This is a genomic window from Shinella daejeonensis (genome assembly GCF_024281235.1).
Classification (GTDB): Bacteria; Pseudomonadota; Alphaproteobacteria; order Rhizobiales; family Rhizobiaceae; genus Shinella; species Shinella daejeonensis.
In genome coordinates this window covers 168,077-185,928 of record NZ_JAHWXY010000003.1, presented here as the reverse complement: position 1 = coordinate 185,928, position 17,852 = coordinate 168,077, and the positions used below count along the sequence as shown (strand labels likewise).

Genomic DNA, 17,852 nt, shown 5'->3' with positions numbered 1-17,852 from the left:
GGACCCGGCCTTTCTGTTCCTGCGGTTCCGGATGCAAAAGCGTTTCACACTTTTGCTGGAAATGCTCTAGCGTCTGCCGCGCGGCGCCCGGGTTCCTGCGTGCCGCCGCGGCCCATTCCGGTCCCGCCGGCCGGACTTGTGGAAGGAGCGCATGGCCGTCGGCATCTTGCGCCCCTCGCTGATCACGTCGAAACGAAGCGCACCGGCAAACGGAACCGCTTCGGCCAGCCGCACACGGACGTCGTCGCCGAGCCGGAAGCCCATGCCGGTCTTTTCTCCCGCCAGAGCCTGATGCGCCTCGTCGTAGATATAGTAATCGTTTCCTACGCTGGATATAGGCACGAAACCGTCCGCGCCATAGTCGGGCAAAGCGACAAAAAGTCCCGCCTTGGTGACGCCCGAAACGCGGCCGTCGAACTCCTCGCCGATGCGGCCGGCCAGATGATGGGCGATCAGCCGGTCGACGGTCTCCCGTTCGGCGGCCATCGCGCGCCGCTCGAAGGTGGATATCTCTGCGGCGATATCCTCCAGCCGGGCTTCCTCCTCCAGCGTCATGCCGCCTTCGCCGAGCCCCAGCGAGGACACCAGCGCCCGGTGCACGATGAGGTCGGCATAGCGGCGGATCGGCGAGGTGAAATGCGCGTATTTCATCAGGTTGAGGCCGAAATGACCGATATTCTCCGGCGTGTAGATCGCCTGGCTCTGGGAGCGCAGCACCATTTCCGAGACCATTTGCTCATAGGGCTTGCCCTTGGCCCTGGCGAGAATGCCGTTGAAATGATTGGAGCGGAGGTTGCCGCTCCTGATCATGGCGATCTCCAGCGTGTGGAGAAATTCCCTGAGCGTTTCCTGCTTGGCGAGCGAGGGGGCGTCATGGACGCGGTAGACCAGCGGCTGCCGGCGCGTTTCCAGCGTCTCGGCGGCGGCGACATTGGCCTGGATCATCATTTCCTCGATCAGCCGGTGCGCGTCGAGGCGGGGCGGCACGAAGACCCGGTCGACGGTGCCGTCGGACTTCAGCAGGAGCTTGCGCTCCGGCAGGTCGAGTTCCAGCGGCTGGCGGCGCGTGCGGCCGATGCCGAGAATGCGATAGGCCTCCCAAAGCGGCTTCAGCACCGTTTCGAGGATCGGGCCTGTCCTGTCGTTAGGCGCGCCGTCGATCGCCGCCTGCGCCTCTCCGTAGGAGAGCTTGACGGCGCTCTTCATCATGATGCGGTGGAAGCTGTGGCTTGCCTTGCGGCCGTCCTTCGAGAAGACCATGCGGACTGCCAGAGCCGGCCGGTCCACGCCTTCGCGAAGCGAGCAGAGGTCGTTTGAGATGCGCTCCGGCAGCATCGGCACGACGCGGTCGGGAAAATAGACGGAATTGCCGCGCTTCAGCGCTTCGCGGTCGAGCGCCGATCCCGGCCGCACGTAATAGCTGACGTCGGCGATGGCGACCGTGACGATCACGCCGCCCGGATTGTCGGGGGAGGGATCCGGTTCGGCATGCACGGCGTCGTCGTGATCCTTCGCATCGGCCGGGTCGATCGTGATGAGCGGCAGGCTGCGCCAGTCCTCGCGATGCGCCATGGAGGCGGAGCCGAGCGCTTCGGCTTCCTGCAATACCGTGTCGGGAAAGATGTAGGGAATGCCGTGGGAATGGATGGCGATCATCGAGAGCGCCTTTTCCGACGCCACCGATCCGATCACCGACTTGATCTGGGCGCGCGGAAGTCCGTAGCGCCCGATGCGAACGACGTCGATCTCCACCAGGTCGCCGTCCCTGGCGTCGGCGGTGAACGCGGGGTCCACGTCCATTTCCTGGCCGCGCCGGTCGATCGGCAGGATGCGTCCGCCGCCGCCCTCAAGCGGCCGATAGACGCCCATGCCGGCATTCTTGCGCTTGTCGAGAACTTTTATCACCCGCGCCGTATAGGCGGGGCCGCCGCGATCCCGGGCGGGAAATATCTTTGCCAGGATCCGGTCGCCGAGGCCGGCGACGGGCCCTTTGTCGCGCCGTCCGGCGGTGGGCTGGCGGATCGTCACGGCGGGGGCGACGCCGTTGTCCTCCGGCCATTCGGCTGGCCGGCCGACCAGTTCGCCGTCGACGTCTCGGGTGGTGATGTCGAGCACCGCGACCGGCGGCAACGCGCCCGGCCGGACCAGCGACTTGCGCCGCTTTTCAAGCAGGCCTTCCTCCTCGAAGGCTTTCAGCAGGGCCTTGAGTTCGACCCGGGCCTCGCCTTTCAGGCCGAAGGCCTTCGCAAGCTCGCGCTTGGACGCCTGTTCGGGATTGTCGGCGATGAACTTCAGCAGCACGTCGCGCGGCGGCACGACGCCGTGGATGATCGGCGGCCTGGCTTCCGTCGTTCTGTCGCGCCCCGCGCGGCCGGCCCTGTTTGCGTGTCCCGTCCGGTCGCGTGGAGGTCTCGTCATGTCGTCAGGCCTTTTTCGCCTTGGCGGCGGCCTTGGCCGGGGCTTTCGCCTTTGCCTTGGGTTTGGCGGCAGCCTTGGGTTTGGCGGCCTTGGCCGGGGCTTTCGCCTTGCCGCCCTTCGCGCTCTTGCCTGCCTTGGCGGCGATCAGCTCCAGGGCTTCCTCCAGCGTGACGCTGTCGACGTCCTTGCCCTTGGGCAGCGTCGCATTGACCTTGCCCCAGTTGGCATAGGGGCCGTAGCGGCCGTCGCGCAGCGTCACCGCTCCGCCGTCCGGATGGTCTCCGAGCGTTTTCAGCGCGGCCGGCGTGGAGCGGCCGCGGCCGCCGCCTTTCGACTGTTTGTCGGCGATCACCGAAACGGCGCGGTTGAGGCCGATCGAGAAGACGTCCTCGACGGTTTCCAGATTGGCGTAGCTGCCGTCATGAAGCAGGAAGGGCCCGTAGCGGCCGATGCTGGCGGAGATCATCTTGCCGCTCTCCGGATGCGCGCCGATATCGCGCGGCAGCGAAAGCAGAGCCACGGCTTTCTCATGGTCGATGCTTGCCGGTTCCCATCCCTTGGGCAGGCTCGCCCGTTTGGCCTCCTTGCCCTCGCCGCGCTGGACATAGGGACCGAAGCGGCCGGAGCGCAGCGTGATGTCTTCGCCGGTGTGCGGATCCTTGCCGAGGTTCTGCGGCTCGTTTGCCGCGCCGGCCTCGCCATCCGCCGAACCGTCGGCCGACAGCTGGCGGGTATAGTTGCATTCCGGATAATTGGAACAACCGACGAAGGCGCCGAACTTGCCGAGCTTGAGGGACAGCTTGCCGGTGCCGCAGACCTGGCAGAGACGCGGATCGGAGCCATCCTCTCGCTTGGGGAAGACGAGCGGGGCGAGCACCTCGTTGAGCGCGTCGAGCACATTGGTGACACGCAGTTCCTTGGTGTCTTCGATCTGGGCGAAGAAGTCCTTCCAGAAATCGCGCAGCACCTGCTTCCAGTCGAGTTCGCCCGCGGAAATCTTGTCGAGCTTCTCCTCCAGATCGGCGGTGAAATCATATTCGACGTAGCGGGTGAAGAAGCTTTCGAGGAAGGCGGTGACGAGCCGGCCCTTGGCTTCGGGAATGAGCTTGCGCTTGTCGATGGTGATATATTCGCGGTCGCGCAGGGTCGCGAGCGTCGCGGCGTAGGTCGACGGGCGGCCGATGCCGAGTTCTTCCATCTTCTTGATCAGCGAGGCTTCCGAATAGCGCGGCGGCGGTTCCGTGAAATGCTGTGTGGCGTTGATTTTGTCCTTGGCCAGCGCTTCCTTCGCGACGATCTCCGGCAGGCGGCCGTCCTCGTCGCCTTCGTCGGCCTGTTCGCCGTCTTCCTTCTGGTCCGTATAGGCGGCGATGAAGCCGTCGAAGCGAATGACCGAACCGGTGGCGCGCAGGCCGGCTTTCCGGCCGCCGTTGTCGGCATCGATCTCGACGGTCGTCCGCTCGATCTCGGCGGACGCCATCTGGCTGGCGATGGCGCGCTTCCAGACCAGATCGTAGAGCCGAAGCTGATCGGAATCGAGGAATCGCCTGACCTGATCCGGCGTGCGATCGAAGGAGGTCGGGCGGATCGCCTCATGGGCCTCCTGGGCGTTCTTCGCCTTGGTGGAGTAGAAGCGGGCCTTCTCCGGAACGTAGCGCGGGCCGAACTGCTCGGCCACCGCCTTGCGGGCGGCGTCGATCGCCTCGGGCGCCATCTGTACGCCGTCGGTTCGCATATAGGTGATGAGACCGACCGTCTCGCCGCCGATGTCGGTGCCCTCATAAAGGCGCTGGGCCACCTGCATGGTGCGTGAGGCGGAAAAGCCGAGCTTGGAGGACGCCGCCTGTTGCAGGGTGGAGGTGGTGAAGGGCGGTGCGGGGTTGCGCTTCGTCGGCTTCGCCTCGACGCTTTCGACGCGATAGACCGCGCCTTCCAGCAGGGCCTTCAGGCGGTTCGCTTCCTCGCCGTTGCCGATCGCCCGCGGCTGGAGCCGCTTTCCGTCGGCGGAGGTCAGGCGGGCCTCGAACAGGTCGCCGCGCGGCGTTTTCAGCAGCGCGGAAAGATTCCAGTATTCCTCCGAGACGAACCGTTCGATTTCCCCTTCGCGGTCGCAGACGAGGCGCAACGCGACCGACTGAACGCGCCCGGCCGAACGTGCGCCCGGCAGCTTGCGCCACAGGACCGGAGACAGGTTGAAGCCGACGAGATAATCGAGCGCCCGGCGGGCGAGATAGGCGTCCACCAATGCGATATCGATATCGCGCGGATTTCTCATCGCATCGAGAACGGCCGCCTTCGTGATGGCGTTGAAAACCACCCGCTTGACCGGCTTGTCGCCAAGGACGCGCTTCTTCTTCAGCAGGTCGAGCACATGCCAGGAGATCGCTTCGCCTTCGCGATCGGGGTCGGTTGCGAGGAAGAGGCCATCGGAGGATTTTACCGCGTCGGCGATTTCCTTCATCCGCTTGGCGGATGCGCTGTCGACCTCCCAGGACATGTCGAAGTCCTCGTCCGGGCGCACCGATCCGTTCTTGGCCGGCAGGTCGCGCACATGGCCGAAGGAGGCAAGCACCTTGTAGCCGGGGCCGAGATATTTGTTGATCGTCTTGGCCTTGGCAGGCGATTCCACAACTACAACATTCATCGCAATTCTCTGATGCCGGACGCCACAACCGGTCCGGGGAAGGCGGAAACAGGCGTTCCGCCGCTGGATCTCGATCCGACATGAACAGGGAAAGCGTTCGGGTCAAGGGGGAGGGGTGAAATAAGTCCTTTGCAACGGGCTGCAACTTATAAGGGTTGCATTGAAACTTGCAATTATAGATAAAGGATGTATCGTTTGTGCGGTGTGAAACGCAATCCATCAGGGTGGATTTTCAGACGATTCAACCGGGGGTGATATGAGCCAGAATAGGGTGAGGCCCGCTCCTCCTTCGTTCAGTGCTTCGGAAAACATAGCCTATGTACGCCAGATGCTCGGTGAATTGCGTAAGATCTGCCAGAACGAAGGAGCGGACATGTTGAGCTATCTCATCGAGATGGCCTATCTGGAGGCGGGGGAAATTCAGGCCGGCATAAAGCCCCTTTCAGTCCGGCGCGAGGGAAACCCGTCCGCCGGGATGCCGGTTCAGGCGGCCCGCAAGATCAAGCTCTAGCAGGACGAGATAGACGGTGGCCGCGGCAATTTCAGTCTCGCGGATGATGTCGTCTATCTCGGTCGGAACAGGCCCCAGTCCGCCTGCGATCCGCTCGCGCTCGTTGTCGGACGGCGGCAGGCTGAGGGCCGGGGTCTCGTTTTCCGGCGGTTCATCGGCCTGGGCCGGCGCGCCGAACAGATCGGGTTCGCAGAGCGGACGCAGGCTTTCCAGAACGTCCTCCGGTCTGGTGGTGATCGTCGCGCCGTCCTTGAGCAGGTTGTTGGTTCCCTCCGAGCGCGGATCGAGCGGCGAGCCCGGTACGGCAAAGACCAGCCGGCCGAAATCGGCGGCGTTGCGCGCGGTGATCAGCGAGCCGGAGCGCGCCGCCGCCTCGATCACCACGAGGCCGAGCGCTATGCCGGCGATCAGCCGGTTGCGGCGGGGAAAGTCCCGGGCGCGCGGCTCCCAGCCGAAGGGCATCTCGCTGATCGCCAGCCCCGGGCCGTCGACCATCTCTTCCAGAAGCGCGATGTTTTCGGGGGGATAGGGGCGGTCCAGTCCGCCCGCCATGGCGGCGATCGTCCCGGTGCTCAGGCTCGCCCTGTGCGCTGCCGCATCGATGCCGCGGGCAAGGCCCGAAACGATGACGAAGCCGCCGCGGCCGATATCGCGGGAAATCAGCCCGGCAAATTTCATGCCGGCGATCGAGGCGTTGCGTGCGCCGACCACGCCAACGGCCGGGGCGGTGGCCACACCGCGATCGCCCTTGACGGCGAGAAGCGGGGGCGCGCCGTGGATAAGCCGCAGGAACGGCGGATAGTCAGGCTCGCCGATCCCGACGAAAGCCGCGCCGTGGCGGCGGGCGGCGTCCATCTCCCGTTCCGCCTCGTCGAGGCCCGCCACGCGGATGCCGCGCCGTGCGCCGCCGCGCCGCGAGAGTTCCGGCAGCATCTCCAGCGCGGTTTCCGCGCTGCCGCAATGGTTGATGAGTTCCCGGAAGGTCGCCGGCCCGACGTTATCGCTGCGGATGAGACGCAGCCAGGCGATTTTCTGCCTCTCCGTCAGCGCAATGCCCCGTGTCCTTGCGCTGCGCTGATCCATGGCCGTCCCCGGGGCTATCCCCTGTCGCCGATCCTGCTCTCGTCGCCGGCAAGCAGGCGGCTGATGTTTTTCCGGTGTTTCCACCAGGTGATGAGGGTGAGAACCGCGAAAAGGAGTGCGGTCTTCTCGTTGCCCGTCAGCCACAATACAACCGGAGACGCTGCCGTTGCAACCAGGGCGGAAAGCGAGGAGTAGCGGCTGAGCCAGGCGACGCCGATCCAGATCGCGGCGAAGACGGCGGCGACCAGCGGTGCAAGGCCAAGCAGCAGGCCGACATAGGTCGCGACACCCTTTCCGCCCCTGAACCCGAGCCAGACGGGAAAGAGATGCCCGAGGAAAGCGGCGAGCCCGGCGGCAAGCCCGGCTTCAAGGCCCCAGCAAAGGCCGATCGCCGTCGCGGCGGTGCCCTTGAGGGCGTCCAGCAGAAGGGTTGCCGCCGCCAGCTTGCGGTTGCCGGTGCGCAGGACATTGGTCGCACCGATATTGCCGGAGCCGATCTTGCGCACATCGCCGAGCCCCGCCACGCGGGTCAGGATGAGCCCGAAGGGAATGGAGCCGAGCAGGTAGCCGAAGACAAGGGCGATGAACGTCGGCAGCGCCGCGAGCTGCCATGTGAAGATATCGGACACGTCGTTCCCCCAATCCGTCCATTCTGCGTTTGGCTGTCGTGGACCCGCTCGTTCAGCCCAGCGCGTACACCCGTTTGCCGCCAACATAGGTATGAACCGCGCGTCCCGTAAAGCGGGCGTCCTCGAAAGGCGTGTTCTTGGAACGGGACAGGATGGTGTCCTTCGTGGCGAGCCAGGGTTCTTCGAGGTCGATCAGCACGATATCGGCGGGTGCGCCGGGGCAAAGCCTTCCGGCGTCGAGCCCGAAGATCGTCGCCGGCCGGGTCGACAGCGCATTGATGAGGCGCATCAGCGGCACCTCGCCGCTGTGATATAGCCGCAACGCCGCCGCCAGCAGGCTTTCCAGCCCGATCGCCCCGTCCGCGGCATCCGCGAAGGGCAGGCGCTTGGTGTCGACATCCTGCGGGTCATGCGAGGAGACGATGATGTCGATTTCACCGCGCGCCAGCGCATCGACCATCGCCTTGCGGTCGTCCTCGCCGCGCAGCGGCGGCGAAAGCTTGAAGAAGGTGCGATATTCGCCGATGTCGTTTTCGTTGAGCGACAGGTGGTTGATGGAGATGCCGCAGGTGACGTTCGCGCCGCGCGCGCGGGCGATGCGTACGGCCTCCGCCGACTCGGGCACGGAGATCTGTGCGGCGTGATAGGCCGCGCCCGTGAGGCCGGCAAGGCGCAGGTCCCGCTCCAGCGGGATCAGTTCGGCCTCGCGCGGCGTGCCGGAAAGGCCGAGCCAGCTTGCCAGCAGCCCCTCGTTCATCACGCCGCCCGCGCCCAGGTGCCTGTCGCGCGTTTCGAGCGCGATCACGCCGTCGAACTCGCGGGCATAGGTCATGGCGCGGCGCAGCAGCTGCGCATTGTGGATGGCTTTGCGACCATTGGTGAAGGCGACGGCGCCGGCCGCCTTCAACAGACCGAACTCCGTCATTTCCTCGCCCGCAAGGCCCCTGGTGAGGGCGGCGGCCGGGTGGATATTGACGATGGCCTTGTCGCGCGCCGTCTTCAGCACGAATTCCACGAGCGCGATATCGTCGATCGCCGGCGCGGTGTCGGGCATCATGATGAAGGTGGTGACGCCGCCGGCGGCGGCGGCCCGCGAGGCCGATTCGATCGTCTCGCGATGCTCCGCGCCGGGCTCGCCGACGAAGACGCGTGCGTCGACCAGTCCGGGAGCGGCGACCAGCCCGGTGCAATCGACGATGTCCGCGCCTTCCGGCGCGCCCTGGTTCAAGGCGCCCGCCCCGGCGGCGGCGATCCGGCCGTTCTCGATGACGATGGCGCCCGCCTCGTCGAGATCGCGCGACGGGTCGAGGATGCGCAGGTTCCTGAGGACGGTCGTGCGGGTCATGCGCGAAGCTCCGGGTTACGGGAAAGGAGGAGTGTTTCCATCACCGCCATGCGCACCGCGACGCCCATTTCGACCTGCTGCTCGATCACGCTTTGCGGACCGTCGGCAATGTCGGAGGCAATCTCGACGCCGCGGTTCATGGGGCCGGGATGCATGACCAGCGCATCGTCCCTGGCCGCCTTCAGCTTCTCCGCGTCGAGGCCGTAGTAATGGAAATATTCGCGCACCGAAGGCACGAAGGCGCCGGACATGCGTTCGCGCTGGAGACGAAGCATCATGACGACGTCGGCGTCCTTCAGTCCCTCTTTCATGGAGTGGCAGACCTCCGCGCCCATCTGCGCGATCCCGCTTGGCAGGAGCGTGGCCGGGGCGACGACCCTGACCCGTGCGCCCATGGCGTTGAGCAGCAGGATATTGGAGCGGGCGACGCGCGAATGCAGCACGTCGCCGCAGATGGCGACGATGATGCGCGACAGCTTGCCCCGGGCGCGGCGGATCGTCAGCGCGTCGAGGAGCGCCTGGGTCGGGTGCTCGTGCTGGCCGTCGCCGGCGTTGACGACGGAACAGGAGACTTTCTGCGAAAGAAGCGCTGCCGCGCCGGCGGAGGAATGGCGCACCACCAGAACGTCCGGATGCATGGCGTTCAGGGTCATGGCGGTGTCGATCAGGGTCTCGCCCTTCTTCACCGAGGAATTGCCGACGGACATGTTCATCACGTCCGCGCCGAGCCGCTTGCCGGCCAGTTCGAACGAGGCCTGCGTGCGCGTCGAGGCTTCGAAGAACAGGTTGATCTGGGTGAGCCCGCGCAGCGTCGCGGTTTTCTTTTCGCGCTGACGGGAGATTTTGACCGCCTCGTCGGCGCGGTCGAGCAGGTGGGTGATTTCCTGCTCGGTCAGGCCCTTGATGCCGAGAAGGTGGCGATGCGGAAAGAGGTCCATCGGGGGCTCCGCCTCAACTGTCGTGGATATGCGGGCTCTCCATAGAACCTCGCCTTCGCCGCGGCAAGGTGAAGACGGCAGCTTTGCGACATTCCTGCTCCTTGCCCCACGCTTTTGTGAAGCCGGCGGGCGCGGGCGGGCGCGAGACCCGTTTCGCCGGCTGCGGATTTGGGCTAGAACCCCTTCATGACTCGCGACAGCCGCACCGAAAAGAAACTTGCCGATCTCAACCAGCCGCCGCTCTGGTCGGGCATCAACGCCTATCGTTCCGACCCGCTGGTGGTCGATGCGACCGACGCCATGCCCAAGTCCTTGCGCGACGATTTCGAGCTTATCGGCCGCTATGCGACATCGCCGGAGGCGCAGGAACTGGCGCGCATGGCCAATCAGGGCGTGCCGCAGCTTCGCACGCACGGGCCGCGCGGCGAGCGCATCGACGTGGTGGATTTCCATCCCGCATGGCATGCGCTGATGCGCCGGTCGATGGCGAACGGCCTGCATTCCTCGCTGTGGGAAAACCTTCCCGACGAACGGGGCAGGGCGCACAAGGCGCGCGCGGTGCGCTTCTATCTCACGGCGCAGCTCGAATGCGGCCACCTCTGCCCGCTGACCATGACCAGTGCGTCCGCCGCCGCGCTTTCGGCTTCGCCGCAGGTGCAGCGCGAGTGGGGCGTGAAGATCCTGTCGCGGAAATACGATTCGGCCAACAAGCCGGCCATGCAGAAGAGCGCCATCACCATCGGCATGGGGATGACCGAGAAGCAGGGCGGGACGGATGTGCGCGCCAATACGTCGACGGCCGAGCGCGTGAGCGAGGGCATCTACCGGCTGTCCGGGCACAAGTGGTTCATGTCGGCGCCGATGAGCGACGGTTTCGTCATGCTGGCGCAGACCCGCCAAGGCGTCGGCTGTTTCCTCGTGCCGCGTCTTCTGGAGGACGGCTCGACCAACGGCCTGCGTTTCCAGCGCCTGAAGGACAAGATCGGCAACCGTTCCAACGCCTCTTCCGAGGTCGAGTTCTCCGATACGTTCGGCTTCCTGCTCGGCGCGCCCGATGCCGGCGTCCGCACGATCCTCGACATGGTGACGCTGACGCGTCTCGACTGCGCGCTGGCTTCCGCCGGCATCATGCGGGCCTCGCTTGCCGAGGCGGTGCATCATACGCGCGGCCGCCAGGTTTTCGGCAGGGCGCTGGTCGCCCAGCCGATCATGACGCGCGTGCTGGCCGACATGGCGCTGGATGTCGCCGCCGCCACGGCGCTCGCCTTTCGCCTTGCCGAATCGTTCGACCGGGCGCGCGACAGCGCGGAGGAGGCGGCCTACGCCCGCATCATGACGCCGGTCACGAAATACTGGTGCTGCAAGATCGCCCCGGCGCTGATCTACGAGGCGATGGAATGCATCGGCGGCAGCGGCTATGTCGAGGAACGGCCGATCGCCCGCCACTATCGCGAGGCTCCCGTCAACGCCATCTGGGAAGGATCCGGCAACGTCATGGCGCTCGACGTCCTGCGCGTTCTTGGCCATGGCCGCGACCACTTCGATCAGCTTTTCGCCATGCTGGCGCGCGATCTCGGGCCGGCCGGAAAGAAGACGGTGGACGTCCTGCGGGCCGCGCTGTCGCTGTGCGAGCGCGACGAGGGCGCCGCGCGCCTGCTCGTCGAGCAGCTGGCGCTGGCGGCGGCGGCGGCGGAACTCTACCGGATCGGTGCCGGCCGGATCGCCGACGCCTTCCTCGAAACGCGGCTCGCCTCCGGCTGGCGCTCGACCTATGGCATGCTCGATTCGCGTTTCGATTCCGCCTATATCGTCGATCTTCTTTATCCGCCGGTCCGATAGATCCTCTTGCGGGGGTAGCGTCCGCAGCCGGCGGGCGTGTGGAAATTAACCTTAACGAATGGTTTACGTTGCGCCCGCGCGGTTAACGCGACACTCTTTCTTCACGTCACGCAACCCTGTGAAGAAAGTACCCGGATGGCCAGAATGGCCCGTATATCGGTCATGACGACCCTTTTCGCCTCTTTGGCGCTGGATATCACGGTGCCGCTCCTCGTTCTTTCGGCGGGGCTGGCGGTGAGCGCGGCGGTCTTCGTCGTCGGCGACTTCATGACGCTGAGCCGGAGGGCGGCATGAAGTGGTTCCTCTTCCTCTGGGCGATGCCGGTCGCCTTTCTGGGCGGCTGGTACGGCCTGTCCTATTACGACATGAACTTCGGCTTCTTCATGCTGACGCGCGAGACGCATGATCTGGTGTTTCGGATCTACGGCAATATTCTGGGCATCCCGCCGCAGGACCTGCCGCCGTTGGTCGCGCGCGCGATCGTCGTCGACAGTTTCCTGGTGCTCGGCCTCATCGTCTTCCGCCGTCGCCGGAAGATCGCCGCCTGGTGGCGGGAACGCCGTCAGGCGTCGTCGTCCTCGGCCGTCGCCGCGAGCAGGGACAGTCTGTCAAGCGCACCCTGAAGGATGAAGGAGGCGGCCGCCGAATCGATCCGCTCGGCCCGCTTCCTCCGCGATACGTCCATCTCGATCAGTGTGCGCTCGGCGGCGACCGTCGAAAGCCGCTCGTCCCAGAAGGTGAAGGGAATATCGGTCTTCTCCGCCATCGAGCGGACGAAGGCGCGGGTGGCCTGGACGCGCGGGCCGGAAGAGCCGTCCATATTGACCGGCAGGCCGATCACGAAGGCAACGATCCGTTCGCGGGCCGCAAAGGCCAGCAGGGCCTCGGCATCCTGCGTGAACTTCACCCGTTTCAGCACCGGCCGCGGTGTGGCGAGCCGCCGCCCGAGATCGGAAACCGACAGCCCGATGGTCTTGGTGCCGAGGTCGAGGCCGGCGATCGGTTGGCCGGGCCTAAGGACCCCGGCCAGTTCTTCCAGCGTCAGTGTCGTCATGAACGGAGCCTTGCGTGGACGAGGGTCAGCGCTTGCGCACGAATTCGGTGCGTAGCACCAGCCCCCTGATCGTATCATGGCGGCAGTCGATTTCCTCGGGATTGTCGGTGAGGCGTATCGAGCGGATCACCGTGCCCTGCTTCAGCGTCTGGCCGGCGCCCTTCACCTTCAGGTCCTTGACGAGGACCACCGAATCGCCGTCGGCAAGCGTGTTGCCGGCGGCGTCGCGCACCGTATTCTGCGCCGCGCGTTCGGCAGCGATTTCCGAAGCCGGGCGCCATTCGCCGGTCGCTTCGTCGTAAACATAGTCGTCGTCGCTCATGATCTCTCCTCACATGGTCGGCGGCGGCCGGCCGGGGCCGGCGTTGCTTGGTTTGGAACGTTCCGCTTATAACGATCCGGCCGCGGATGGAAACGCCCTTCGCCTGCTCTATAATGTCTCGCGAGGACAAACAGGAGACCATCCATGAAAATTACCTGGCTCGGCCATTCCGCCTTCCGCATCGAAACCGCGAAAGCCAGGATCCTGATCGATCCCTTCTTCACGGGCAATCCGGCCTTCGACGAATCGACCCGCAAGGATGCGGTGGCGGATCTGACGCATGTTCTGCTCACCCACGGCCATGGCGACCACGTCGGGGACACGATCCGGATCGCCGGGGAGACCGGCGCGACGGTGCTCGCCAATGCGGATCTGGCCGCCTGGCTCGGTTCGAAAGGGGTGGAGAACGTCGACATGGGCAATACCGGCGGCACGGTCCACTATGACGGATTTTCCACCACCTTCGTCAATGCGCTGCATTCTTCCGCCCAGATCACCGAGGACGGCGTCTCCCATTCGCTCGGCAACGCCAACGGCCTCGTGCTGCATATCGAGGACGAGCCGACGCTCTACCACATGGGCGATACCGATATCTTCTCCGATATGGGCCTGATCAACGAACTGCACCAGCCGGAGATCGGCCTCGTGCCGATCGGCGACCGCTTCACCATGGGCGGTGCGGTGGCGGCGCTCGCCTGCCAGCGCTTCTTCTCCTTCCGCACGATCATCCCCTGCCATTACGGCTCCTTCGGCATCATCGAGAAGACCGCCGACACATTCCTTGCCGCCATGGACGGGAATTCGTCGAAGGTGGAGGTTCCGCGCGTCGGAGATACGCTCCTGCGCTGAACCGGCAGAAAACGGAAGGGATGGCGCAATCCGGGCACTCCCCCGTTGCGCCCCCTCGGCTTGGTCAGTATAGCGGAGAGGAAATTTCCGATCGGAGACCATTCATGTCCGTAGATATCGACACCGTGAAACGCGTCGCGCGTCTTGCCCGCATCGCTGTCAGCGAGGAGGAGGCGAGCCGCATGACTGGCGAACTGAACGGCATCCTCGGCTTCGTCGAGCAGCTTTCCGAAGTGAATATCGAGGGCGTCGAGCCCATGACCTCGGTTATGCCCATGGCGATGCGGGAGCGCCGGGACGTCGTCGCCGACGGCGGAATTGCCGACGATATCGTCGCCAATGCGCCGGTTTCCGACCGCAACTTCTTCCTGGTTCCCAAGGTGGTCGAGTAAAGCGTCAAAACCGCCTCAAAGCATTTCCAGCAAAAGTGTGAAACGGTTTTGCGTCCGGAAATGCGGCTAAGACAAAGAGATGGAGCGGTTCTGCCGAACCTGTGAAAACCGGAACCGCTCCAGAGCCGACCGTATTCGAAAGAAGTCCCCATGACCGACCTCACCCGCCTGACCATCGCCGAAGCGCGCGAAAAACTTGCCGCAAGAGAGATCACCGCCGTCGAACTGACGGACGCCTATCTGGCCGCCATCGACAGCGCGAATGCATCGCTCAACGCCTATGTCGCCCCGACGCCCGAAAAGGCGCGGGAGATGGCGAAGGCTTCCGACGCCCGTATCGCCGCCGGCAAGGCGGGGGCGCTTGAGGGCATCCCGCTCGGCATCAAGGATCTGTTCGCCACCGAGGGCGTCCATACCCAGGCTTGCAGTCATATTCTCGACGGCTTCGAGCCGCGCTACGAATCGACCGTCACGCAGAACCTCTGGAACGACGGCGCGGTCATGCTCGGCAAGCTGAACATGGACGAATTCGCCATGGGGTCGTCCAACGAGACCTCCTATTACGGGCCTGTCCGCAACCCCTGGCGCGCTGCGGGTTCCGACGCCGATCTCGTGGCCGGCGGCTCCTCCGGCGGTTCGGCCGCCGCCGTCGCGGCCTTCCTCTGCGCCGGTGCGACGGCGACCGACACCGGCGGCTCCATCCGCCAGCCGGCCGCCTATACCGGCACTGTCGGCATCAAGCCGACCTACGGGCGCTGCTCGCGCTGGGGCATCGTCGCCTATGCCTCCTCCCTCGATCAGGCCGGGCCGATCGCCCGCGACGTGCGCGACGCGGCGATCCTGCTCAAGTCCATGGCGAGCGTCGACGAGAAGGACACGACCTCCGTCGATCTGCCCGTTCCCGATTACGAAGCCGCCATCGGCCAGTCGATCCGGGGCATGAAGATCGGCATTCCGAAGGAGTACCGTCTCGACGGCATGCCTGAGGAAATCGAGGCGCTCTGGCGTCAGGGCATCGCATGGCTGAAGGAGGCCGGGGCGGAAATCGTCGATATCTCGCTGCCGCATACGACCTACGCCCTGCCGACCTATTACATCATCTCGCCGGCGGAGGCATCGTCGAACCTCGCCCGTTACGACGGTGTGCGCTATGGTCTGCGCGTCGACGGCGACGATATCGTCGACATGTACGAAAAGACCCGCGCGGCGGGGTTCGGCATGGAGGTCAAGCGCCGGATCCTGATCGGCACCTATGTCCTTTCGGCGGGCTATTACGACGCTTATTACGTCCGTGCGCAAAAGGTCCGCACGCTGATCAAGCGCGATTTCGATCTCGCCTTCGCAGCGGGCGTCGATGCGATCCTGACGCCGGCGACGCCGTCGTCGGCCTTCGCCATCGCCGACGAGGCTCTCGCCGCCGATCCGGTGAAGATGTACCTGAACGATATCTTCACGGTGACCGTGAACATGGCCGGCCTGCCCGGCATTTCGGTTCCCGCCGGCCTCGACGGCAAGGGGCTGCCGCTCGGTCTTCAGCTGATCGGCCGGCCCTTCGGGGAGGAAACCCTTTTCCGGACGGCCCATGTCATCGAGCAGGCCGCCGGCCGCTTTTCTCCGGCGAAGTGGTGGTAGCAAAGCGCATCGGGGCCAGAGGGCGCCAGCGGGGTCCGGCGTCATGATCGTCACCCGCAACGCGCGCGCGGACGATGTTCCCCTGCTGGTCGCGATCGGCATTGCGGCCTGGGCGCAGGCCGCAGCCGGCGTTACCGACCTTGCGGCGTTGCGGGAAAACGCGCTGCTTGCCTTCCGCCGTTTTCTCGTCGATCACTGGTTGCAGGTCACCGTGGCCGAACAGTCGGGCGTGATCGCCGGCTGGGGCGCGCGCGAGGCGCTAGACGACGAGATCACCGATCTTTGGGTCGATCCAGGCCGGCAGGGCGCAGGGGTCGGCGGTGCGCTGCTCGGCGCGCTGGAGGCGGATATCGCGGCGGCCGGTCACGACGCCGTGCGCCTCCAGACCCATGCCCGCAACGAGGCCGCCGTCCGCTTCTTCCGCAATCGGGATTATCAGGTGCATTGGCTGTCGGTCGCGTGGTCCGCCCGTCTCGACCGGGATATCGAATCGATCGGCCTGCGCCGCTGGTTGCGCCAGGAGCGCACGGACGGATACGGACCCGGCGGCTTCTGAGACGGAGGGACCGGCAAAGCCTTGCACGCGCCGGCCATATGTTCTACCGAAGCAGGCAAATCCGAAGCTTTCCAAAGAGCATCCCATGACCCTCGTCGACGTCCGCACTCCCGATCCGAAACGTTTGATTCCCGGCGCAACTGGCGACTGGGAAGTGATCATCGGCATGGAGGTGCATGCGCAGGTTCTTTCCAGTTCCAAGCTTTTCTCCGGCGCGTCGACCGAATTCGGCAAGGCTCCCAACGCCAATGTCTCGCTGGTCGACGCCGCCATGCCCGGCATGCTGCCGGTCATCAACGAGGAATGCGTGAAACAGGCGGTGCGCACCGGTCTCGGCCTGAAGGCTGAGATCAATCATCGCTCGATCTTCGACCGCAAGAACTATTTTTATCCGGACCTGCCGCAGGGCTACCAGATTTCCCAGTTCAAGGACCCGATTGTCGGGGAGGGCAAGATCGTGATCTCGCTCGGCCCGGATCGTCAGGGGCACTTCGAGGATATCGAGATCGGCATCGAGCGGCTGCATCTGGAGCAGGACGCCGGCAAGTCGATGCACGACCAGCATCCGACGATGTCCTATGTCGATCTCAACCGGTCGGGCGTGGCGCTGATGGAGATCGTCTCCAAGCCGGATATGCGCTCGTCGGACGAGGCCAAGGCCTATATGACGAAGCTGCGCTCCATCGTGCGCTATCTCGGCACCTGCGACGGCAATATGGACGAAGGTTCCATGCGCGCCGACGTCAACGTCTCGGTGCGCCGTCCGGGCGAGCCCTTCGGCACGCGTTGCGAGATCAAGAACGTCAACTCCATCCGTTTCATCGGTCAGGCAATCGAATATGAAGCCCGCCGCCAGATCGGCATTCTGGAGGATGGCGGCGTCATCGATCAGGAAACCCGTCTTTTCGATCCCGGCAAGGGCGAGACGCGCTCCATGCGCTCGAAGGAAGACGCGCATGATTATCGGTATTTCCCCGATCCGGATCTCCTGCCGCTGGAATTCGACAATGAATTCGTCGGCAGGCTGCTTGCCGACCTGCCGGAACTGCCGGACGACAAGAAGACCCGCTTCGTCAAGGATCTCGGCCTTTCCGTCTATGACGCCTCGGTGCTCGTTTCGGAAAAGGCGATTGCCGACTATTACGAGGTCGTGGCCGCCGGACGCGACGGCAAGATTGCCGCCAACTGGGTTATCAACGACTTGCTGGGCGCCTTGAACAAAGACGGCAAAGCCATTGAAGAGACTCCGGTTTCCCCGGCCCAGCTCGGCGGTATCATCGACCTGATCAAGGACGGGACGATTTCAGGCAAGATCGCCAAGGATCTGTTCGAAATCGTCTGGAACGAGGGTGGCGACCCGGCAGCGATCGTCGAGGCGCGAGGCATGAAGCAGGTGACGGACACCGGCGCGATCGAAAAGGCGGTGGACGAGATCATCGCCGCCAACCCCGAACAGGTCGAGAAGGTCAAGGCGAAGCCGGCGCTTGCCGGCTGGTTCGTCGGCCAGGTGATGAAGGCGACGGGCGGAAAGGCCAATCCGCAGGCTGTCCAGACGCTCGTCAAGACCAAGCTCGGTATCGACGAGTAGCGGACGCCGGGCAAGCCTGCGGCGTGCTTTTCGCCGCAAGCCGCATCAACGA

16 protein-coding genes are annotated in these 17,852 nt (G+C 65.1%); 8 read left to right on the top strand and 8 right to left on the bottom strand.

Going from position 1 to position 17,852, the window contains the following annotated elements:
• Positions 1 to 66 precede the first annotated feature (66 nt).
• From rnr to KYK29_RS11535, 6 genes are all read right to left on the bottom strand, one after another.
• A complete protein-coding gene (rnr, locus tag KYK29_RS11565) occupies positions 67 to 2,418 on the bottom strand; it encodes a ribonuclease R (RefSeq protein WP_254691047.1) in 2,352 nt (783 codons plus the stop codon).
• A 4-nt stretch (positions 2,419 to 2,422) separates the two neighbouring features.
• Positions 2,423 to 5,062 (bottom strand): type I DNA topoisomerase, encoded by a 2,640-nt coding sequence (gene topA, locus KYK29_RS11560; RefSeq protein WP_254691046.1) that lies wholly within the window; start codon positions 5,060 to 5,062, stop codon positions 2,423 to 2,425.
• Between the two features lie 442 nt (positions 5,063 to 5,504).
• A complete protein-coding gene (gene dprA / locus KYK29_RS11550) occupies positions 5,505 to 6,656 on the bottom strand; it encodes a DNA-processing protein DprA (RefSeq protein WP_254691044.1) in 1,152 nt (383 codons plus the stop codon).
• 14 nt (positions 6,657 to 6,670) lie between these two features.
• Entirely contained in the window at positions 6,671 to 7,285 is a 615-nt protein-coding gene (plsY, locus tag KYK29_RS11545) for a glycerol-3-phosphate 1-O-acyltransferase PlsY (protein WP_254691043.1), read from the bottom strand.
• 52 nt (positions 7,286 to 7,337) lie between these two features.
• Positions 7,338 to 8,630 carry a dihydroorotase gene (locus KYK29_RS11540; RefSeq protein WP_254691042.1) on the bottom strand — a complete coding sequence of 431 codons (1,293 nt, stop codon included), beginning with the start codon at positions 8,628 to 8,630 and terminating at the stop codon, positions 7,338 to 7,340.
• Positions 8,627 to 9,568, bottom strand: coding sequence for an aspartate carbamoyltransferase catalytic subunit (locus tag KYK29_RS11535; protein WP_254691041.1), 942 nt, complete (start codon positions 9,566 to 9,568; stop codon positions 8,627 to 8,629). The genes KYK29_RS11540 and KYK29_RS11535 overlap by 4 nt, the downstream gene beginning before the upstream one ends.
• A gap of 186 nt (positions 9,569 to 9,754) precedes the next feature.
• Here KYK29_RS11535 and KYK29_RS11530 point away from each other — a divergent pair, with 186 nt between their 5' ends.
• The 3 genes from KYK29_RS11530 to KYK29_RS11520 all read left to right on the top strand — a co-directional run bounded on the left by KYK29_RS11530 (position 9,755) and on the right by KYK29_RS11520 (position 12,030).
• The gene (locus KYK29_RS11530; RefSeq protein ID WP_254691040.1) at positions 9,755 to 11,407 is read left to right on the top strand and encodes an acyl-CoA dehydrogenase family protein; all 1,653 of its coding nucleotides are present in this window, start codon (positions 9,755 to 9,757) and stop codon (positions 11,405 to 11,407) included.
• Between the two features lie 144 nt (positions 11,408 to 11,551).
• Complete coding sequence (locus KYK29_RS11525) at positions 11,552 to 11,701, top strand: hypothetical protein (protein WP_254691039.1); 150 nt, start codon at positions 11,552 to 11,554, stop codon at positions 11,699 to 11,701.
• Positions 11,698 to 12,030, top strand: a complete 333-nt coding sequence (locus KYK29_RS11520; protein WP_254691038.1) for a DUF6105 family protein — start codon at positions 11,698 to 11,700, stop codon at positions 12,028 to 12,030. Before KYK29_RS11525 ends, KYK29_RS11520 begins: the two co-directional genes overlap by 4 nt.
• Here the strand turns inward: KYK29_RS11520 and ruvX are convergent.
• The gene (ruvX, locus tag KYK29_RS11515; RefSeq protein WP_254691037.1) at positions 11,970 to 12,461 is read right to left on the bottom strand and encodes a Holliday junction resolvase RuvX; all 492 of its coding nucleotides are present in this window, start codon (positions 12,459 to 12,461) and stop codon (positions 11,970 to 11,972) included. The two genes, KYK29_RS11520 and ruvX, sit on opposite strands and share 61 nt — an antisense overlap.
• A 25-nt stretch (positions 12,462 to 12,486) precedes the next feature.
• Complete coding sequence (locus KYK29_RS11510) at positions 12,487 to 12,783, bottom strand: alkylphosphonate utilization protein (protein WP_254691036.1); 297 nt, start codon at positions 12,781 to 12,783, stop codon at positions 12,487 to 12,489.
• Between the two features lie 144 nt (positions 12,784 to 12,927).
• Between KYK29_RS11510 and KYK29_RS11505 the strand changes: the two genes are divergently transcribed.
• The 5 genes from KYK29_RS11505 (at position 12,928) to gatB (ending at position 17,800) form a co-directional block, all read left to right on the top strand.
• On the top strand, positions 12,928 to 13,632 hold the full coding sequence (locus KYK29_RS11505; protein WP_254691035.1) for a metal-dependent hydrolase: 705 nt from the start codon (positions 12,928 to 12,930) through the stop codon (positions 13,630 to 13,632).
• Between the two features lie 104 nt (positions 13,633 to 13,736).
• Positions 13,737 to 14,024 (top strand): Asp-tRNA(Asn)/Glu-tRNA(Gln) amidotransferase subunit GatC, encoded by a 288-nt coding sequence (gatC, locus tag KYK29_RS11500; RefSeq protein WP_254691034.1) that lies wholly within the window; start codon positions 13,737 to 13,739, stop codon positions 14,022 to 14,024.
• Positions 14,025 to 14,174: 150 nt separating this feature from the next.
• A complete protein-coding gene (gene gatA / locus KYK29_RS11495) occupies positions 14,175 to 15,656 on the top strand; it encodes an Asp-tRNA(Asn)/Glu-tRNA(Gln) amidotransferase subunit GatA (RefSeq protein ID WP_254691033.1) in 1,482 nt (493 codons plus the stop codon).
• A 43-nt stretch (positions 15,657 to 15,699) separates the two neighbouring features.
• Positions 15,700 to 16,212: a GNAT family N-acetyltransferase gene (locus KYK29_RS11490; protein ID WP_254691032.1), complete on the top strand. Its 513-nt coding sequence runs from the start codon at positions 15,700 to 15,702 to the stop codon at positions 16,210 to 16,212.
• Between the two features lie 85 nt (positions 16,213 to 16,297).
• Positions 16,298 to 17,800: an Asp-tRNA(Asn)/Glu-tRNA(Gln) amidotransferase subunit GatB gene (gatB, locus tag KYK29_RS11485; protein WP_254691031.1), complete on the top strand. Its 1,503-nt coding sequence runs from the start codon at positions 16,298 to 16,300 to the stop codon at positions 17,798 to 17,800.
• The last annotated feature ends 52 nt before the right edge of the window (positions 17,801 to 17,852 follow it).